Origin of the sequence: Aeromonas sp. 604443 (assembly GCF_049170315.1) — a bacterium.
In the GTDB taxonomy this organism is placed as follows: Bacteria; Pseudomonadota; Gammaproteobacteria; order Enterobacterales; family Aeromonadaceae; genus Aeromonas; species Aeromonas veronii_A.
Genome location: NZ_JAAKMI010000001.1, coordinates 381,287 through 396,713, shown reverse-complemented (window position 1 = coordinate 396,713; position 15,427 = coordinate 381,287). Strand labels below are relative to the sequence as shown.

The 15,427-nt window shown below is 62.7% G+C and carries 14 protein-coding genes; 8 read left to right on the top strand and 6 right to left on the bottom strand.

From position 1 onward, the window contains the following. The first annotated feature begins 184 nt into the window (after positions 1–184). From selA to hypA, 7 genes are all read left to right on the top strand, one after another. Entirely contained in the window at positions 185–1,663 is a 1,479-nt protein-coding gene (selA, locus tag G5380_RS01635; RefSeq protein ID WP_263083738.1) for an L-seryl-tRNA(Sec) selenium transferase, read from the top strand. A gap of 4 nt (positions 1,664–1,667) precedes the next feature. Beyond that, complete coding sequence (selB, locus tag G5380_RS01630) at positions 1,668–3,563, top strand: selenocysteine-specific translation elongation factor (protein ID WP_263083739.1); 1,896 nt, start codon at positions 1,668–1,670, stop codon at positions 3,561–3,563. Next, entirely contained in the window at positions 3,560–5,998 is a 2,439-nt protein-coding gene (gene hypF / locus G5380_RS01625; RefSeq protein WP_421352270.1) for a carbamoyltransferase HypF, read from the top strand. Before selB ends, hypF begins: the two co-directional genes overlap by 4 nt. A gap of 5 nt (positions 5,999–6,003) precedes the next feature. After that, positions 6,004–6,255, top strand: coding sequence for a HypC/HybG/HupF family hydrogenase formation chaperone (locus G5380_RS01620; protein WP_216962483.1), 252 nt, complete (start codon positions 6,004–6,006; stop codon positions 6,253–6,255). Then, a complete protein-coding gene (gene hypD / locus G5380_RS01615; protein ID WP_421352269.1) occupies positions 6,249–7,361 on the top strand; it encodes a hydrogenase formation protein HypD in 1,113 nt (370 codons plus the stop codon). Before G5380_RS01620 ends, hypD begins: the two co-directional genes overlap by 7 nt. An 85-nt stretch (positions 7,362–7,446) precedes the next feature. Next, complete coding sequence (gene hypE, locus G5380_RS01610) at positions 7,447–8,451, top strand: hydrogenase expression/formation protein HypE (protein ID WP_421352268.1); 1,005 nt, start codon at positions 7,447–7,449, stop codon at positions 8,449–8,451. A gap of 66 nt (positions 8,452–8,517) precedes the next feature. Continuing rightward, positions 8,518–8,859: a hydrogenase maturation nickel metallochaperone HypA gene (gene hypA, locus G5380_RS01605; RefSeq protein ID WP_010633719.1), complete on the top strand. Its 342-nt coding sequence runs from the start codon at positions 8,518–8,520 to the stop codon at positions 8,857–8,859. On the opposite strand, the gene G5380_RS01600 is transcribed toward hypA, so the two are convergent. Then, the gene (locus G5380_RS01600; RefSeq protein WP_421352267.1) at positions 8,837–9,229 is read right to left on the bottom strand and encodes a hypothetical protein; all 393 of its coding nucleotides are present in this window, start codon (positions 9,227–9,229) and stop codon (positions 8,837–8,839) included. The two genes, hypA and G5380_RS01600, sit on opposite strands and share 23 nt — an antisense overlap. Here G5380_RS01600 and hypB point away from each other — a divergent pair. Then, entirely contained in the window at positions 9,116–9,982 is an 867-nt protein-coding gene (hypB, locus tag G5380_RS01595) for a hydrogenase nickel incorporation protein HypB (RefSeq protein WP_421352380.1), read from the top strand. The genes G5380_RS01600 and hypB overlap by 114 nt on opposite strands. A 362-nt stretch (positions 9,983–10,344) precedes the next feature. Here the strand turns inward: hypB and G5380_RS01590 are convergent, their stop codons facing one another. From G5380_RS01590 to G5380_RS01570, 5 genes are all read right to left on the bottom strand, one after another. Continuing rightward, positions 10,345–10,986, bottom strand: a complete 642-nt coding sequence (locus G5380_RS01590) for an ATP-binding cassette domain-containing protein (protein ID WP_421352266.1) — start codon at positions 10,984–10,986, stop codon at positions 10,345–10,347. Positions 10,987–11,086: 100 nt separating this feature from the next. Further along, positions 11,087–11,878, bottom strand: a complete 792-nt coding sequence (locus tag G5380_RS01585; protein ID WP_227340653.1) for an ATP-binding cassette domain-containing protein — start codon at positions 11,876–11,878, stop codon at positions 11,087–11,089. Then, positions 11,872–12,687 carry an ABC transporter permease gene (locus G5380_RS01580; RefSeq protein ID WP_227340654.1) on the bottom strand — a complete coding sequence of 272 codons (816 nt, stop codon included), beginning with the start codon at positions 12,685–12,687 and terminating at the stop codon, positions 11,872–11,874. The genes G5380_RS01585 and G5380_RS01580 overlap by 7 nt, the downstream gene beginning before the upstream one ends. Then, positions 12,677–13,687 (bottom strand): ABC transporter permease, encoded by a 1,011-nt coding sequence (locus G5380_RS01575; RefSeq protein ID WP_421352265.1) that lies wholly within the window; start codon positions 13,685–13,687, stop codon positions 12,677–12,679. The genes G5380_RS01580 and G5380_RS01575 overlap by 11 nt, the downstream gene beginning before the upstream one ends. Next, the gene (locus G5380_RS01570) at positions 13,672–15,294 is read right to left on the bottom strand and encodes an ABC transporter substrate-binding protein (RefSeq protein WP_247822879.1); all 1,623 of its coding nucleotides are present in this window, start codon (positions 15,292–15,294) and stop codon (positions 13,672–13,674) included. The genes G5380_RS01575 and G5380_RS01570 overlap by 16 nt, the downstream gene beginning before the upstream one ends. Positions 15,295–15,427 lie beyond the last annotated feature (133 nt).

Here is a 15,427-nt window from a genome sequence, read left to right as displayed (position 1 = left end):
GGTTATCTCGCTGGCCAAAAATTAATTTATCAGCATCGATGCAGCATTAATTTATACCCGCATCATTGATGCCCCCAGTTTGCACTCATCCGCAAATCGCCAGCAGTGCCATAACCCGTCAGCTCGGCCTCTCTATCGGCAAACCGGTGCGCATCCCGAACCCACGCACTGCACTGGTAATCCCATGCCGAACTCGTCTCACGCGCCAGCCATCTCCCACCGCCAGCCCGCATCAGGTACGGCTGCCGACGATTCACCGCCAGATTCACAGCCACAGCCCAGCCAGCAACCAACGCGCCGTTTGCCACAAGTGGAACAGCTGCTGCAGCAACCCTTTCTCGCCGGTTTTATCGAGGCGCTGAGCCGCCCGCTGGTGACCCAGGCGGTGCGCGACACCCTTAGCGAGCTGCGCCAGAGCGAATATTTTCGCCAGCATGGCATCGCCCCCGAGCAGATCGAGGCGCTGATTGCCAAACGCTGCCGACAGCAGTTGCGCCAGCGTCAGACCCGGGTGATCAACGCCACCGGCACCCTGGTGCACACCAATCTGGGGCGCTCGCCGTTAAGTGCCGATCTGTGGGACGAGGTGCGTGACCTCAACACCGGCTACAACAATCTGGAGCTGGATCTCGCCACCGGCAAACGCGGCGGGCGCAAGGGGCTGATCGCCCCCCTGCTCCGTTGCCTCACTCAGGCTGAGGATTCGCTGGTGGTGAACAACAACGCCGCCTCGCTCTTCTTGCTGCTGCAGGAGGTGGCCAAGGGGCGCGAGGTGATCGTCTCGCGCGGCGAGCAGATCCAGATTGGTGGCGGCTTTCGCATTCCCGATATTCTGGCGCTCTCCGGTGCCAAACTGGTGGAGGTGGGCACTACCAATATCACTACCGCCAAAGATTACCTCGATGCCATCACCGATCAGACCGCGCTGGTGCTGATGGTGCACAGATCCAATTTCGCCATTCGCGGCTTTACTGAATCCCCCGATATCGGCGAGGTGGCCCGCGCCCTGCCCGAGCATGTGGTGCTGGCGGTGGATCAGGGGTCGGGCTTGACCACCGAAGAGTTTGCACCGGATGAAACCTCGGTGCGCCAGTACATCAAGGCGGGGGCGGATCTGGTCTGCTATTCCGGCGACAAGCTGCTTGGTGGCCCGCAATCGGGCATCATCAGCGGCCGCAGCGACCTTATCAAGCGGCTGGAAAAACACCCCATGATGCGCACCTTCCGCCCGAGCCGCATCGTCTACTCCCTGCTCGAACGTCTGCTCATCCACAAGCTCAACAAATCTCCCGTCGGCGAGGGTATCGCCCAGCGTACCTTGAGCAACCCGGCTGCCATGGAGGCGAGAGCCTCCCAGCTGATGGCCGCCCTGCCTGGCTCCTTTGTGCCGGTTCCCGCCCAGCTGGTGGTGGGCGGCGGCACCTTGCCGGACGAGTTCTACCCGGCCCCTGCGCTCGAATGCACCGACCCACGTCCGGCCCAGCAGTTGCTCGACGCCCTGCGCGAACTGCCGGTGCCGGTCATCGCCACGGTGCGCCAGCAGAAGGTGCTGCTCAATATGGCGACCCTGCTGCCGACCGAGATGGAACTGCTGATCGCCCAACTCAGGGAGTTGCTGCTCCCCGCCCCGTTCAATGCAACAAATGCGACCGAGGAGCCCTGATCCCATGACCCCCTATCGCGCCGTTATCGGTCTTGCCGGCCACGTGGATCACGGCAAGACCCTGCTGATCAAGGCCCTCACCGGCATCACCACCGCCCGCGCCCACGAGCAGGCCATCGGCATGACCCAGGATCTCGGCTTTGCCCACTTCGACGACGGTCAGGGCAACACCATAGGCGTCATCGACGTGCCCGGCCACGAGCGCTATATCCGCAATATGGTGGCGGGGCTCTGGAGTCTGGATCTGGTGCTGCTGGTCATTGCCGCCGACGAGGGGTGGATGCCGATGACCGGCGATCACCTGCGCCTGCTCAAGGCGATGGGGGTACCGCGCCTCTTGGTCTGCATCAACAAGTGCGATCTGGTCTCCCCCAACGAGCTTTTGCTTTTGGAAGAGAGCCTGCTGGAGCGGGTGATGGACGAGAGCGGCATGGTGCCCGATATCGTCAGCGTCAGCGCCAAAACCGGCGCCAATATGGCAGCCCTGCACACCGCCATCGTCTGCCAGCTAGGAGATATGGCTGAGCATCATGCTCCCCTCGAACAGGCCGCCCCGCGACTGTATGTAGACAGGGTCTTTACCGCCAACGGCACCGGCACAGTGCTTACCGGCACCTTGCAGCAGGGCAGCCTCAAGGTGGGGGACAAGCTGCGCCTCTACCCCGCCGATCGGGAGGTGCAGGTGCGCTCCCTGCAGGCCTATCACCAGAGCGTCGACGAGATCGGCGCCGTCTGCCGGGTGGCGGTGGGCCTGAAAAAAGTGCCCCACAAGGAGGTGGCTCGCGGCCACTGCCTGACCAGCGCAGCTGGCCAGTGCGAGGCGGCAACCCACCTTATTGTGCGGCTCAACACCGAGAGCCTGAGCGGCAAGGCACTACGCCCCTCTCTGCACAACAAGGAGGTCGAAGTAGCCCTCGGCAGCTGGCATGGCCGGGCCCGTTTCGTGCCGATCAAGGACTCCCGGCTGGCGCGGCTGATCTTTGCCAGCCCCATCCCCTGCTTCTTTGGCCAGCCGCTCGCCATCATTCGCCACGGCAGCAGCGAATTGCTGCACGGCGCCCGCATCGTCTGGTGCGGCGACATCCATCCCGCCAGACGCAAGGCGCTGCACACCCTGCTCGGTGAGCTGCCTGATGAGCTCGAGCACTACAACCCGGCCACCCTGCAGCTTGGCCTCAATGGCTATGTGCTGGCCAGCCGCTTTGACCAGCGGCCCGAGCAGGTCACCCCCCTCGGTGAGTGGCTGCTGGATAACTGCTGGCTGGCCCAGAGCCGCGACCAGCTGCTCGGCACGCTGGCCAGCGAACCGCTGAGTGCCGCCGAGCTGGCAACCCGCTTCGGCATCGCCCTGCCGGTCACTCAGGCCCTGCTCCAGCAGCTCAAGAGCGAGCAGCTGATACGCCTGCACCATGACAAGTGGCAGCAAGGCAGCGGCGAGTCAGAAGATGATTTGGGGGAAGAAGCACAGCTGGTGCTCAAGGTGGTGCGAGATCAAGGCAAGGAGGGTTACGAGCCCGGTAAACTGGGCCCCGGCGGCGTGGAGCTGGATCCCTTTATCACCCGCAAGCTGCCCGCCGCCCTGCAGCAGGGCTTGCAGCAAAAAGGCGCGTTGCAAAAGCAACTGCGCAATCTGGCGCGACTCAAGTATCTGGTGCAGCTCGATGGCCCCATCTACTACGACGCCGAACTTTACAACCAGATGGTCGCCGAAGTGCTGGCGGGCCAGCAGGTGGGAGATCTGATCGACATGGCATCCCTCAAGGAGATCACCGGTTTGTCGCGCAAATACGCCATTCCGTTCTGCCTGCGCATGGAGATGGATGGCTGGGTGCGGCGCGAGGAGAACGAGCGCCGGGTGCTGCGTTTGCCGCAGACTCAAGATGAGATGGAGCCGGCATGAGCACCACCATCGCCCCCTCTGTCTCTGCCAATCCGGTCGCCAACCGGCTGCGCCGCGAATTTCATATCGACGGCATAGTACAGGGGGTCGGCTTTCGCCCCTTCGTCTATGGGCTGGCGCTGCGCCACGGCCTTGCCGGTTATGTCTTGAACGATGCCAACGGCGTCACCATCGGTGCCGAAGGATCGCCTGAGCAGCTGGCCGCCTTTGCCCGCGAACTGCGGGAATTGGCGCCGCCGCTGAGCCGTATCGATCATTTCAGCGAGCGGGAACTGCCCCTTGCTCATGATCCCGACTTCGATGACCAATTTCATGGCCAGTTTCGAATTAAAGCGAGCCAGCAGCAGAGCGCGGCCACGGTCGCCATCTCGCCAGATCAGGGGATGTGCGAGGCATGCGCCCGGGATGTGGCCAACCCCGCGGATCGCCACCATCGCTACCCCTTTACCAACTGCACCCACTGCGGCCCGCGCTACACCATTATCCGCCGCCTCCCCTACGACCGCCCCCACACCGCCATGGCGGGCTTTGCCATGTGCCCGCGCTGCGCGGCGGCCTATGAAAACCCGCTGGACAGACGCTACCACGCCCAGCCGGTGAGCTGCCCCGAGTGCGGGCCCCATCTCAGCTGGCGAAATGGCTATGGCGATACGCTGGCCGAGCGCGAGGATGCCCTGCAAGAAGCTGCAAGCGCCCTGCAAGCAGGCAAGCTTATCGCGGTCAAGGGGATGGGGGGCTATCACCTGATGTGTGATGCCCGCAATGAACAGAGTGTTGCCAGATTACGAATGCTCAAACGGCGCGAACGCAAGCCGCTGGCGGTGATGATGGGCTCCCTTGCCGAGGCCAAATTGCATGTCACCGGCAGCGAAGACGAGTGGAAGCTGCTCGCCTCTCAGGCCAGACCCATCACCTTGCTGCGCAAGCGCAAAAATGATGATCGGCTCTCAGAATCCCGACACTCGGCCATACCGCTGGCCGAGGGGATCGCCCCCAGCATCCCCTACCTTGGCATCATGCTCCCCTATACCCCGCTCCATCAGCTGCTGCTGGACGCCTGTGCCATGCCGCTGGTGGCCACCAGCGCCAATGGTCGCGGCAGCCCGATCCTGATCGACTGTGAGGCGGTGGTCAGGGAACTCGGCAGCGAGATTGACGGCATCCTGGATCACAATCGCCCCATCCTGCACCCGTGCGACGACAGTCTGGTGCAGTGGGCAGGCGGGCGGCGCCAGACGTTGCGCCTCGCCCGGGGCTATGCCCCCTGCACCCCCAGCCTGCAAGAGGCGGTCAAGGCGCCGCTGCTGGCGGTCGGGGCGCAGCAGAAGAACCAGCTGGCGCTCGCCTTCGGCCGCCAGCGCATCTACAGCCCCTATATCGGCGATCTGCACAGCCTGCCAATGCAGGAGCACTTCGAGCAGACCCTGGCCACCTTTCGCGAACTCTACGATCTCAAGCCAGAACTGCTGGTGTCGGATCGCCACCCGGGCTATCTCAGCCACCAGTGGGCCAAATACTATTGCCAGGCTCAGGGTGCCACCCATCTCGAGGTGCAACACCATCACGCCCACCTGCTGGGGGTGATGGCCGAGCACAACATCACGGGCCCGGTGCTGGGTGTTGCCTTCGATGGCACCGGCCTTGGGGATGACGGCACCCTCTGGGGGGGCGAGCTGCTGATCGCAGACGTTCAGAGCTTTACTCGCGTTGCCCACCTCAAACCCTTCAAGCTGATCGGCGGCGAGGCGGCCATCCGCGAGCCGGTACGTCAGTTGCTGGGGCTACTGTTTGAATCGCACACTCCTGAGCAGATCAGCGCCCTCGATATTCCGTTGATCAAGCAACTGCCTATAGAGCGGATCCGCAACCTGCACCAGCTCTGGCAGCTGGGTCGCAACGCCCCCTACACCAGCGCCATCGGCCGGCTGTTCGATGCGGTAGCGGCACTCTTGGGGGTGATCAACACCCCGGATTACGAGGGCGAAGCGGGACTCCTGCTGGAGGCGGCCGCCTTGCAGCTGGCCCCCGATGAACAGCCCTTATCCCTTGCCTTTGATCTCAGCCAATCAGCGGAAGGGCCGCTGCAGATCCAATGGGCAGAGCTCATCAATACCCTTGTCAGCGAGCGGCATAAAGGCACCTCCACCGCCAGCCTGGCCGCCGGTTTTATCCGCGCCATCAGCGCTCTGGTCATCGCCCTTGCCGAGCGCTTCCCCGGCTATCCGGTGGTACTCGGGGGCGGCGTCTTTCAAAACCGGGTGCTGATGGACCAGCTGGTGCCCGCGCTCGAAGCAGCCGATCGGCAGGTATTGACCAGCGAAACCCTGCCACTCAATGACGGTGGCATCGCCGCCGGTCAGCTCTGGTTTGCCATCCACCATCTTGCCACGCACCAGCCTGTCACAACCGGTTGTGCCACCTTGTCGGAGTCCTGAAATCCATGTGTCTATCCATCCCCTCTCAGGTGGTGCAACTGCACCCCGAAGATAACTGCGTCACCGTCGACACCCTGGGGGTGCAGCGGCGCGTCAGTTGCATGCTGCTCGAAGAGCCTCTCCAGGAGGGCGACTATGTGCTGCTCCACATCGGCTTTGTGATGAGCAAGATTGACGAAGAGGAGGCGCAGGCCAGCCTCGAGAGCTTCCGCCAGATGGTGGCCCTGATGCCCAAACAGGATATCTTGCCATGCTAACCCTCAATGATCTCTTTCAGGGCTTTCGTCAGCCCGACGTCATCCGCGCCCTCGCAACCCAGATCACCGAGCTGGCCAAAGATCTGCCCGAACCGCTGCGGGTGATGGAGGTGTGCGGCGGCCATACCCACACAATCATGAAGTACGGCCTGCACCAGCTGCTGCCGGCCAGCATCGAGTTTGTCCACGGCCCCGGCTGCCCGGTCTGCATCATGCCCAAAGAGCGCATCGATCAGGCTATCGAGCTGGCTCGCCAACCGAACGTCATTCTGGTCACCCTGGGGGACATGATCCGGGTGCCTGGATCCAAAGGCACGCTGGCCCAGCAGCGAGCCAAGGGGAGCGATATCCGCCCCGTCTATGACCCCCTCGATGCCCTGCGTATCGCCAAAGAGAACCCGGAAAAGACCGTGGTCTTCTTCGCCATCGGTTTCGAGACCTCTACCCCCATGACCGCCGCCTTGCTGGCTGCCGTTGAAGAGCAAGGGATTGAGAACCTCTTGTTTCATATCAACCATGTGCTGGTGCCGCCCGCCATTCATGCGGTGATGGCCGACGGGGTGGCCAAGGTGAACGCCTTTATCGGCCCTTCCCACGTCAGCGTCATCACCGGCGCCGATATCTACCTGCCCATCGTCGATCGTTATCAGGTGCCGGTGGTGGTGAGCGGCTTCGAGCCGGTGGACGTGATGGAGGCGCTCTTGATGATGGTGCGCCAGAAGGTGGAGGGTCGCTACGCGCTGGAGGTGCAGTACAGCCGCGCCGTCACCGCCAGCGGCAATAAAGCCGCCCAGCGGCTGGTCGAGCGCTTTTTCGAGACCCGCGAGCACTTTCGCTGGCGGGGTCTGGGGGATATCAACGCCTCCGCCCTGCGCCTGCGGGATGCGTTTGCCAAGCGCGATGCGGAGCGTCACTTCCAGCTTGATCAAACCCCCATCGATGACCACAAGGCGTGCCAGTGCGCCGACATTCTGCGCGGCCTGGCCAAGCCGAACCAGTGCAAAGTCTTTGGCCGGGGCTGCACCCCGACCCAGCCCATGGGCAGCTGTATGGTTAGCTCCGAAGGGGCCTGCAATGCCTACTACCGATATATGGGGATCCAATGAGAGAAATTCAGTTAAGCCACGGCGGTCGGGTGACGGGTGGAGATGAACCAGCCTGTTTCTGCAATCTTGTGGAGAACCAGACCCGATGAGAGAAATCCAGTTAAGCCACGGTGGCGGCGGTGTGGAGATGAACCAGCTGATCAACCAGCTCTTCTTTCGCCACTTTGGCAACGAGATCCTGCTGCGCGGTGAAGATGCCGCCCTGCTGCCGGTGAGCGGCCCCGTCGCCTTCACCACCGACAGCTTTACCGTCTCGCCGCTCTTCTTCGAGGGAGGAGATATCGGCAAGCTGGCCATTGCCGGCACGGTCAATGATCTCGCCATGATGGGGGCCAAACCGGAATACCTCAGTTGCAGCTTTATCATCGAAGAGGGTTTCCCCTACGCCGATCTCGCCCGCATCGTCGAGTCGATGGCATCAGAGCTTGCCAAGAGCGGCGCCCGCATCGTCTGCGGCGACACCAAGGTGGTGCCCAAGGGGGCGGCCGACAAGATCTTTATCAACACCAGCGGAGTCGGCACTTTCCCGCGGCCCGAACAGAGCCGAAGCATCTCGGTGCGGAGCCTCAAAGCCGGTGACGCCATTCTGGTGTCGCGGGATATCGGCAGCCACGGCGCCTGCATCCTGATGGCCCGCGACGCCCTGCAACTGGGATCTGATCTCAAGAGCGACTGCACCACCCTCTGGCCGCAGGTAGAAGCGCTGCTAAAAGCTGGCATTGCCCCTCACGCCCTGCGCGATGCCACCCGCGGTGGCCTTGCCGCCGTGCTCAACGAGTGGAGCAGCGCCTCCGGCGTTGCCATCGAGCTGGAGGAGTCCGCCATTCCGGTCTGCGATCCGGTGCGCGGCCTGTGCGAGCTCTACGGTTTCGAGCCCCATGATCTCGCCAACGAGGGGACCATGGTGCTGGCCCTGCCTGCCGAACAGGCACAGGACGCGCTGGGCATCTTGCGACAATTCAACCCCACCGCCAGCCAGATCGGCGTGGTACAGGCAAGCGATCGCCACAAGGTGATCCTCAATAACCCCTGGGGCAGCCGCCGCTATCTGGAGCTGCCGCAGGGGGAACTGCTGCCGCGGATCTGCTGAGCGGCCATGTCGTTCAGCCAATTACAGGGGGGAGTCACTCCTCCCCATAACGGTTAAGGAGCCACCATGCACGAAATGTCTCTGGCCATGGCCGCCATCGATCTGGCGGCCGAACAGGCCACCCAGCGGGGCTTTACCAAGGTGACCGCCCTCTGGCTCGAGGTCGGCAGCTTCTCCTGCGTCGACCCGGACACCATTGCCTTCTGTTTCGAGGCCGCCGCCAAGGGCACCGCCGTCGAAGGGGCCCAGCTTCACTTTCAGCACCAGGCGGCAGAGGCCTGGTGTTACGACTGCAACCAGACGGTCACCCTCACCGAGCGTGGGCAGGCCTGCCCTGGGTGTGGTGGATACAAATTACGAGTCGCGCAGGGTGATAGCCTGCGCATCACCGACATCGAGGTAAGTTGATATGTGTAGCGTATGCGGATGCGGCCAGGCGCGGATCGCCGGCCATGAGCACGATCATGAGCACGATCATGAGCATCATCACGAACATGCTCATGAACATCACCATGAACATGGTCATGAGCACGACCATCATCATGCTCATGACGCCCATCACCATCATGATCACAAGCAGAGTGCGCCGCGCACCCTGATCATTCACCACCACTATCACCATCAGGGGGATGTCCATCACCACTACCACGGGGTGCGGGCTCCCATAAGCCATGAGGGTCATGATCAGCCGCATGAGCACCATCACGATCACCCCCACGACCATCATCATGAACATGCCCACTCTCATGACCACGGCCATTCCCACGCGCATCCCCATGATCACAGCCATGACCATGACCATGACCATGACCATGACCATGACCATCAGCAGGGTGATCTGCACTATGGCAAAGGGGAAGCGGGATTGTCGGTGCCCGGCATGGGGCAGCGCCAGCTGATTGCCATCGAGATGGATGTGCTGGCCAAGAACAACAAGCTGGCGGCTCACAACCGCAAACACTTCGACGAAGCGGCCCAGCTGGTGCTCAACCTGGTGTCGAGCCCGGGTTCAGGCAAGACCACCCTGCTGTGCGAAACCCTGCGCCAGCTGGCCGACAAACGCCCCTGCGCGGTGATCGAAGGGGATCAGCAGACCAGCGCCGATGCGGATCGCATTCGTGCCACCGGCGTCCCTGCCGTGCAGATCAACACCGGCAAGGGCTGCCATCTGGACGCCAAGATGGTTCACGACGCCTGCCACCAGCTGCCCGCCAATGAAGGGGGCATCCTCTTTATCGAGAACGTGGGCAATCTGGTCTGCCCCGCCAGCTTCGATCTCGGCGAGAAGTACAAGGTGGCGATCCTCTCCGTCACCGAGGGGGAAGAGAAGCCGCTGAAATACCCGGACATGTTTGCCGCCGCCCAGCTGATGGTGATCAACAAGATCGATCTGCTGCCCTACGTCAGCTTTGACGTGACCCGCTGCATCGAGAACGCCAAACGGGTCAACCCCTATATTCAGGTGATCCAGGTCAGCGCCACTACCGGTGAAGGGATGGATGCCTGGCTTAACTGGCTGGCCAGTGCTTGAAATCAACCGGTTAAACGCCGCTGATAACGGTAGATAAAGAGAGGGAGGCTGATGCCTCCCTCTCTTTATCTGCGCACTTTGCCAACGGTTCTCTCTGTACAGAATGGCCAGCGTTTCATACTCGCGCCCCCTCACCCTGGCCCTCTCCCCAGGGAGAGGGAACCGGTTTGTGAATGCCGACAGCATGCAGCAACTATACGACTCCCTCAAACGCCTCAAGGGGCACTTCGAGCATAACAACCAGCCATATTTTCAAACCCCGAGATTTTCCAAACCCTAAACCCCGAGCCTGGCGAAATGGCACCTTCTGCTCCCTTCTCCCCTTGCGGGAGAAGGGCTGGGGATGAGGGGGAAGCCAATCCTCAGGCCACGCTTTCGGCCAATACACCCGTCGCAAGAGGCGCCTCACCAAAGCGCAACACCCGATGGCAGATCTGGCGCAGCAGCGCCTGTTGGTGACTAAAAATCAGGATGCCAAGCCCACGCTGTTCGCACTCAATCATCAACTCCTGCCAGAGCTGGCGCTGGATTTGCGGATCCAGTTGGGCAGTCACCTCGTCGGCAATCAGCAGTCGAGTACGGGGATCGAGGGCGCGCAGCAGCGCGATGCGGGCCAGCTCGCCACCGGAGAGCTGACCGGGTTTACGGCCAAGCCATTCGGGCTTGACCATAAAGCGGGCCAGTATGGCGTCATCGGGGCGCCATACATCCCACAACGCCTGCCCGGTGGTGCGATAGGGATTGAAGGTGAGTTCCGGGTGCTGGGGCACCAGCTGGATGGGGTTATAACCTTTTACCTGTTCAGGTACTGGCTGCCCATCCAGCAGGATCTGCCCGCCGGCCCCAACCGGTTGCCAACCCGCCAATACCCGCCCCAGCGTGGTCTTGCCATAACCGCTCGGGGCGGAGATACCGAGCCGTTCGCCCGCTTTCACCGTCAGCGACAATCCCTGCCAAAGGGGGCGTTCCCCATGGGCGATAGTGAGATTTCGTACTTCCAACATCAGGAAACCTCCGGCACAGAGAAGATCGCGTTGAATTCCGGCAGTGCCTGCCACTGAACACCCGCAACCAGACAGACGATCCATTCCTGCAACTCAATCATCAGGAGATCTCCGACGTAGCAGCAAAGAGCGCATTGAACTCCGGCAGCGCCTGCCAGTGGGCACGGAGCATCTCGCTCCCCTGCCCCTGGCGCAGATGGTGGCAGCTCAAGGTATCGCTCACCTGCCCCTGATGCAGCGCCACAATGCGATCGGCAAAGCGAGCCGCCAGCGCCAGATCGTGGGTCACCCAGAGGATACCGCTGCCCTGATTGGCCAATTCACGCAACTGGCCGAGCAGCAGACAGGCCAGCCCCTCTTCGAGCCAGGCAGTGATCTCGTCTGCCAGAATGAAGCGGGCACCGCCGAGCGCCGCAGTGCAGGCCAGAATGCGCTTGGCCATGCCCCCGGAGAGCTGACGCGGATAGCGGTCCAGAGTGGCAGCGGGCAGCTGGTAGCGCAGCAGTTGCTCGCCGAGCCGCTCGCGAGAACCGCTCTGGCCGCAGAGGCGTGCCGCACGTCCCAGCTGACGCTCCACCGTCAGCAATGGATTGAGGGCGCTTACCCCCTGCGGCACATAGCAGAGGGTGTGCCCGCGCAAACGGGCCCGGCTGGCATCGCACAGAGGAGTGCCATCAAGAGAGATGGCGCCGCGCATCCGCAGATTGTCCGGCAGCAATGTCAGGGCGCTTTGCAGCAGCAGGCTCTTGCCCTCACCGCTCCCCCCCACCAGCGCCACTATCTCCCCCGGCGCCAGTTGCAGGCTGATATCGGTCAGCAAAGGCTGCCAGCTGCGCCGCCCCAGCCAGGAGTAGTGGGCCGCCTCTATGGTCACCTGATCAAAGCTCAGCATGGTTCACTCCTGTGCCACAACAGCTGTTGCAAGGCGCGGGTAGCCTGATCAAACAGCAGAACCAGCAGCAGCAACATCAGGCCGGGGAAGAGCGCCAGCCACCAACCGCCACCGGCCAGATAACGCAGGGCATCGGCCAGCAGCAGGCCCAGCGAGGCCTCGTGGGCCGCCAGCCCAAAACCGAGAAAGCTCAAGGCCGCGCTGTGCAGCACCGCATGGGGAAACATCAGCAAGGTGCCGATAAACCACTGGGGCAACAGCCCCGGCAGCAGGTGGATGCGCCAGCGACGCAGCGCCCCCATCCCCTGACAGCGGGCCAGCACCACGTAGTCGCTGCAGGCGATCCGCCGCGCCTCGGCGCAGAGAATGAGCGCCAGCTTGGGCCAGTGGGTGAGCGCCACCGCCAGGATCACCCCGCGCATGCCGCCCCCCACGGTAAAGCAGATCAGGATCAGCAGCAGCATATGGGGCAGCGCCAGCATGGCATCGATCAGCAGCCGCACCGCCACATCGCATCTGGGATGAATGAGCGACACGCTTGCCGCCACCATGGCGAGCAGCCCGCTGCACAGCGCCGTGCTGATACCCAGCTCCAGACTGGTGAGGGTGCCCTGAAATGCACGCAACCAGAGATCCCGCCCCATCTGGTCGGTGCCGAACCAGTGGGCCAGCGAGGGGGGCTGCTGGCGCGTCAGCAGATCCATCGGCACATCCTGATGAGATAGGCTCCAGCCGTAAGTGGCCAGCAGCGCCAATCCGAGCAGGGCAAAACCCAGCCGCAGTATGGAGGGAAGCGGATTAAACAGCATGCTCACCCTCCCAGCCCCGATTGATGCGGGCCAGCAGCAAACTGGCCACCGTGTTGCCAATAAAGACCAGCAGGGTGCAGAAGAGCACGATTCCCATCAGCAGGGGGATATCGCCCCTGAGCCCCGCATCCACGGTGGCCTGGCCGAGCCCCGGGTAGGAGAAGACCTTCTCTGCCAAGAGCGATCCGCCAATCAGCTCGCCAAGGGAGGCAAACTGCAGGCAGAGCGCCGGGGTCAGGGCGTGGCGCAGCACGTGAAAACGCAGCATGGGCCAGCCGCCATCCCCCTGAGCGCGGGCGTAGCGGATAAAGTCGCTCTCCAGCACCTCGGCCACCCGCCCCCGGGTATGCAGGGCAATGTTGCCCACCCCGAGCAGCGCCAGGGTCGTCACCGGCAGCAATAGATGACGCAGCCGCATGGCCCAGTCCACCTCATCGGCAGCAAGCCCCGGCGTCCAGGCGCAGCAGACCGGCAGTAGCGGCCAGTGCACCGCAAACAGGGCGAGCAGCAACAGGCCGACCCAGAAGGTGGGCAGGGAGGCGAGCAGGTAGGCAAAGCGGCAAATCAGGCGATCGGGCCAGCGGTTGAGATAGCGACCAGCGCAGAGGCCCAGCAAAATCCCGAAAAAGCCGGAGAGCAGCCAGGCGCCCGCCAGCAGCAGGAAGGAGGCAGCAAAACGCTGGCCAATGACCTCACCCACAGGCGCGTTGTAGAGCATGGAGTAACCGAGATCCCCCTGCAGCACTTGGGTAAACCAGTGCCAGTAGCGCAGCCAGAGCGGTTGATCCAGCCCCCAGCGGGCTGCGATGCGGGCGTACTGCTCCGGCGGCACATGGAGCAGATCGTTGCCGATATAGGCCTTGATGGGGTCGATGGGGGAGTAACTCAGCAGCACAAAGGTGGCGACCGAGACCAGACATAACAGCCCTGCCAGACGCAGCAGGGCTTTTAGCAACAGATAACCTGAATGATTCAAGGGCGAACTTAACGGCACGTCCACCGCCAATCCTGCAGGTTGTTGAGCAGGGACCAGCTACCGTGGATTTCCGGCGCCCCCTTGCCAAGATCGATGCAACGATTGGCGAGATAGGTGTGCTGCACATTGAGCAGCCAGGCCCAGGCGGCATCTCCCTGCACTCCGGCGCCGGTCTTGCCATCCCACTCCACCTGCTGCCAGAACGGCACGGCAGCCTGCCAGTTCGGGGCATCCAGCGCCTGCTTGAGGTGGCCATCCACCACAGGGTTGCTGTAGTAGCCCGGGTTGTAGAACTCCACGCCACCGGAGCCGCTCTGGTAGTGGTGATAGAGCTCCATGGGATCCAGACTCCCCCACCCCATCAGCACCGGATTGGCGTGCATCTCCCGCTCCACCTGCTCCCAGCTGCCGGACTTGAGGCTCACCTCCAGGCCAATGGGTTTGAGCATGGCTCGCACCGCTTCCGCCAGATCCCGGCGAGTGCTGTCACCGCTGGTGTACCAGAGGGTAAAGGCGGCGCGCAGGTCGCCCTTGTGGCGAATGCCGTCACTGCCCATCTTCCAGCCCGCCTCGTCGAGCAGGGCGTTGGCGCGGGAAGCATCGCCATCCTTGAAGGCGGTGGCCTTGTTCAGCCAGGGCAAGCCTTCCACCGCGCTGTAGGCGGGGATGGCGTGCCCCTCCAGCAGTTGATCGGCCAAAAGCTTGCGATCGATGGCGTAGTTGATGGCGCGGCGCACCGCCACATCCGAGGTCACATCGTTGCCAATGGGATAGCCCTTGGCATCCTTGCCGCCCGCAGGCGGAATGGGGAAGACGATGCCGCGGTTCTCGACACTCGGCCGCACCCAGAGCTTGAGGGAAGCAGGCACGGTTGGCGCAAGCGACGGGGCGATGCGCACCACATCAAGCTGGCTGCTCTGGGCGGCGGCATAGGCGCTCTCTTCGTCGATAAAGACAAACACCAGCCGTTTGAAATCATTGTTGCCGCCAGCGTAATAGGGGTTCGCCTCTACCACCAGTTGCTGGCCGGGCAGGAAGCTCACCAGCCGGTAGGGGCCGGCACCGACCGGCTTTTGGGCATACGCTTTTGCGTCGTAATCCTTCTTCGACACTATCCCCAAAGATCCCAGCACGTTGACAAAGGTGCTCTGGGGGGCGCTAAGAGTGATGGCAACCTCGGTAGGCGAGAGCACCTTGGCCGAGACAAAGTTGCCCATGTCGATCTTGCCGCCGCCCTGGGCTGCGCTGTTGTAGGTAAAGGCCACATCCTCTGCGGTGAGCGGCGCGCCGTTGGAGAATTTCAGGTCAGGCTTGAGGGTAATGAGCCACCCCTTGCCATCCTTGCTCGGGGTCACCGATTGGGTGAGCACATTCTGCCAGCTGAGGTCGGCACTATCGCCAGCAATCTGTTTGAGCAGCGGGCTGTGCAGCAGCATGTAGCTGCCATGACTCCAGCCAAGCAGAGGGTCAAACCCTTCGGTGGGTTCGGCTCCGATGGCGAGCTTGAGCTCGGCAGGCACAGGTTGGACAGCGGCCAGCGCCGCGTGAGAGGCAGTGCCCAGCAGCAGAGTCAACAGGGCGGTAGCGCTGGATCTAGCGTAATGGCGAAGGGAATTGCGTGGAACAGTCATGGGGATCCTTCTTGTTTTGTACCACTCACGGATCATCACTCAAAAAAGAGGCGGAATGCGTGATTTAACATGGGAGTGAGGGGCCAAAATGGCCCCCTATTCTAAACTTGATTTCGCGTGAAACCTAGCGACT

Coding starts and splice junctions, on each gene's coding strand:
- selA (WP_263083738.1), top strand. CDS start 185: ATGCCGAACTCGTCTCACGCGCCAGCCATCTCCCACCGCCAGCCCGCA.
- selB (WP_263083739.1), top strand. CDS start 1,668: ATGACCCCCTATCGCGCCGTTATCGGTCTTGCCGGCCACGTGGATCAC.
- hypF (WP_421352270.1), top strand. CDS start 3,560: ATGAGCACCACCATCGCCCCCTCTGTCTCTGCCAATCCGGTCGCCAAC.
- G5380_RS01620 (WP_216962483.1), top strand. CDS start 6,004: ATGTGTCTATCCATCCCCTCTCAGGTGGTGCAACTGCACCCCGAAGAT.
- hypD (WP_421352269.1), top strand. CDS start 6,249: ATGCTAACCCTCAATGATCTCTTTCAGGGCTTTCGTCAGCCCGACGTC.
- hypE (WP_421352268.1), top strand. CDS start 7,447: ATGAGAGAAATCCAGTTAAGCCACGGTGGCGGCGGTGTGGAGATGAAC.
- hypA (WP_010633719.1), top strand. CDS start 8,518: ATGCACGAAATGTCTCTGGCCATGGCCGCCATCGATCTGGCGGCCGAA.
- G5380_RS01600 (WP_421352267.1), bottom strand. CDS start 9,229: ATGGGGATGCGCGTGGGAATGGCCGTGGTCATGAGAGTGGGCATGTTC.
- G5380_RS01590 (WP_421352266.1), bottom strand. CDS start 10,986: ATGTTGGAAGTACGAAATCTCACTATCGCCCATGGGGAACGCCCCCTT.
- G5380_RS01585 (WP_227340653.1), bottom strand. CDS start 11,878: ATGCTGAGCTTTGATCAGGTGACCATAGAGGCGGCCCACTACTCCTGG.
- G5380_RS01580 (WP_227340654.1), bottom strand. CDS start 12,687: ATGCTGTTTAATCCGCTTCCCTCCATACTGCGGCTGGGTTTTGCCCTG.
- G5380_RS01570 (WP_247822879.1), bottom strand. CDS start 15,294: ATGACTGTTCCACGCAATTCCCTTCGCCATTACGCTAGATCCAGCGCT.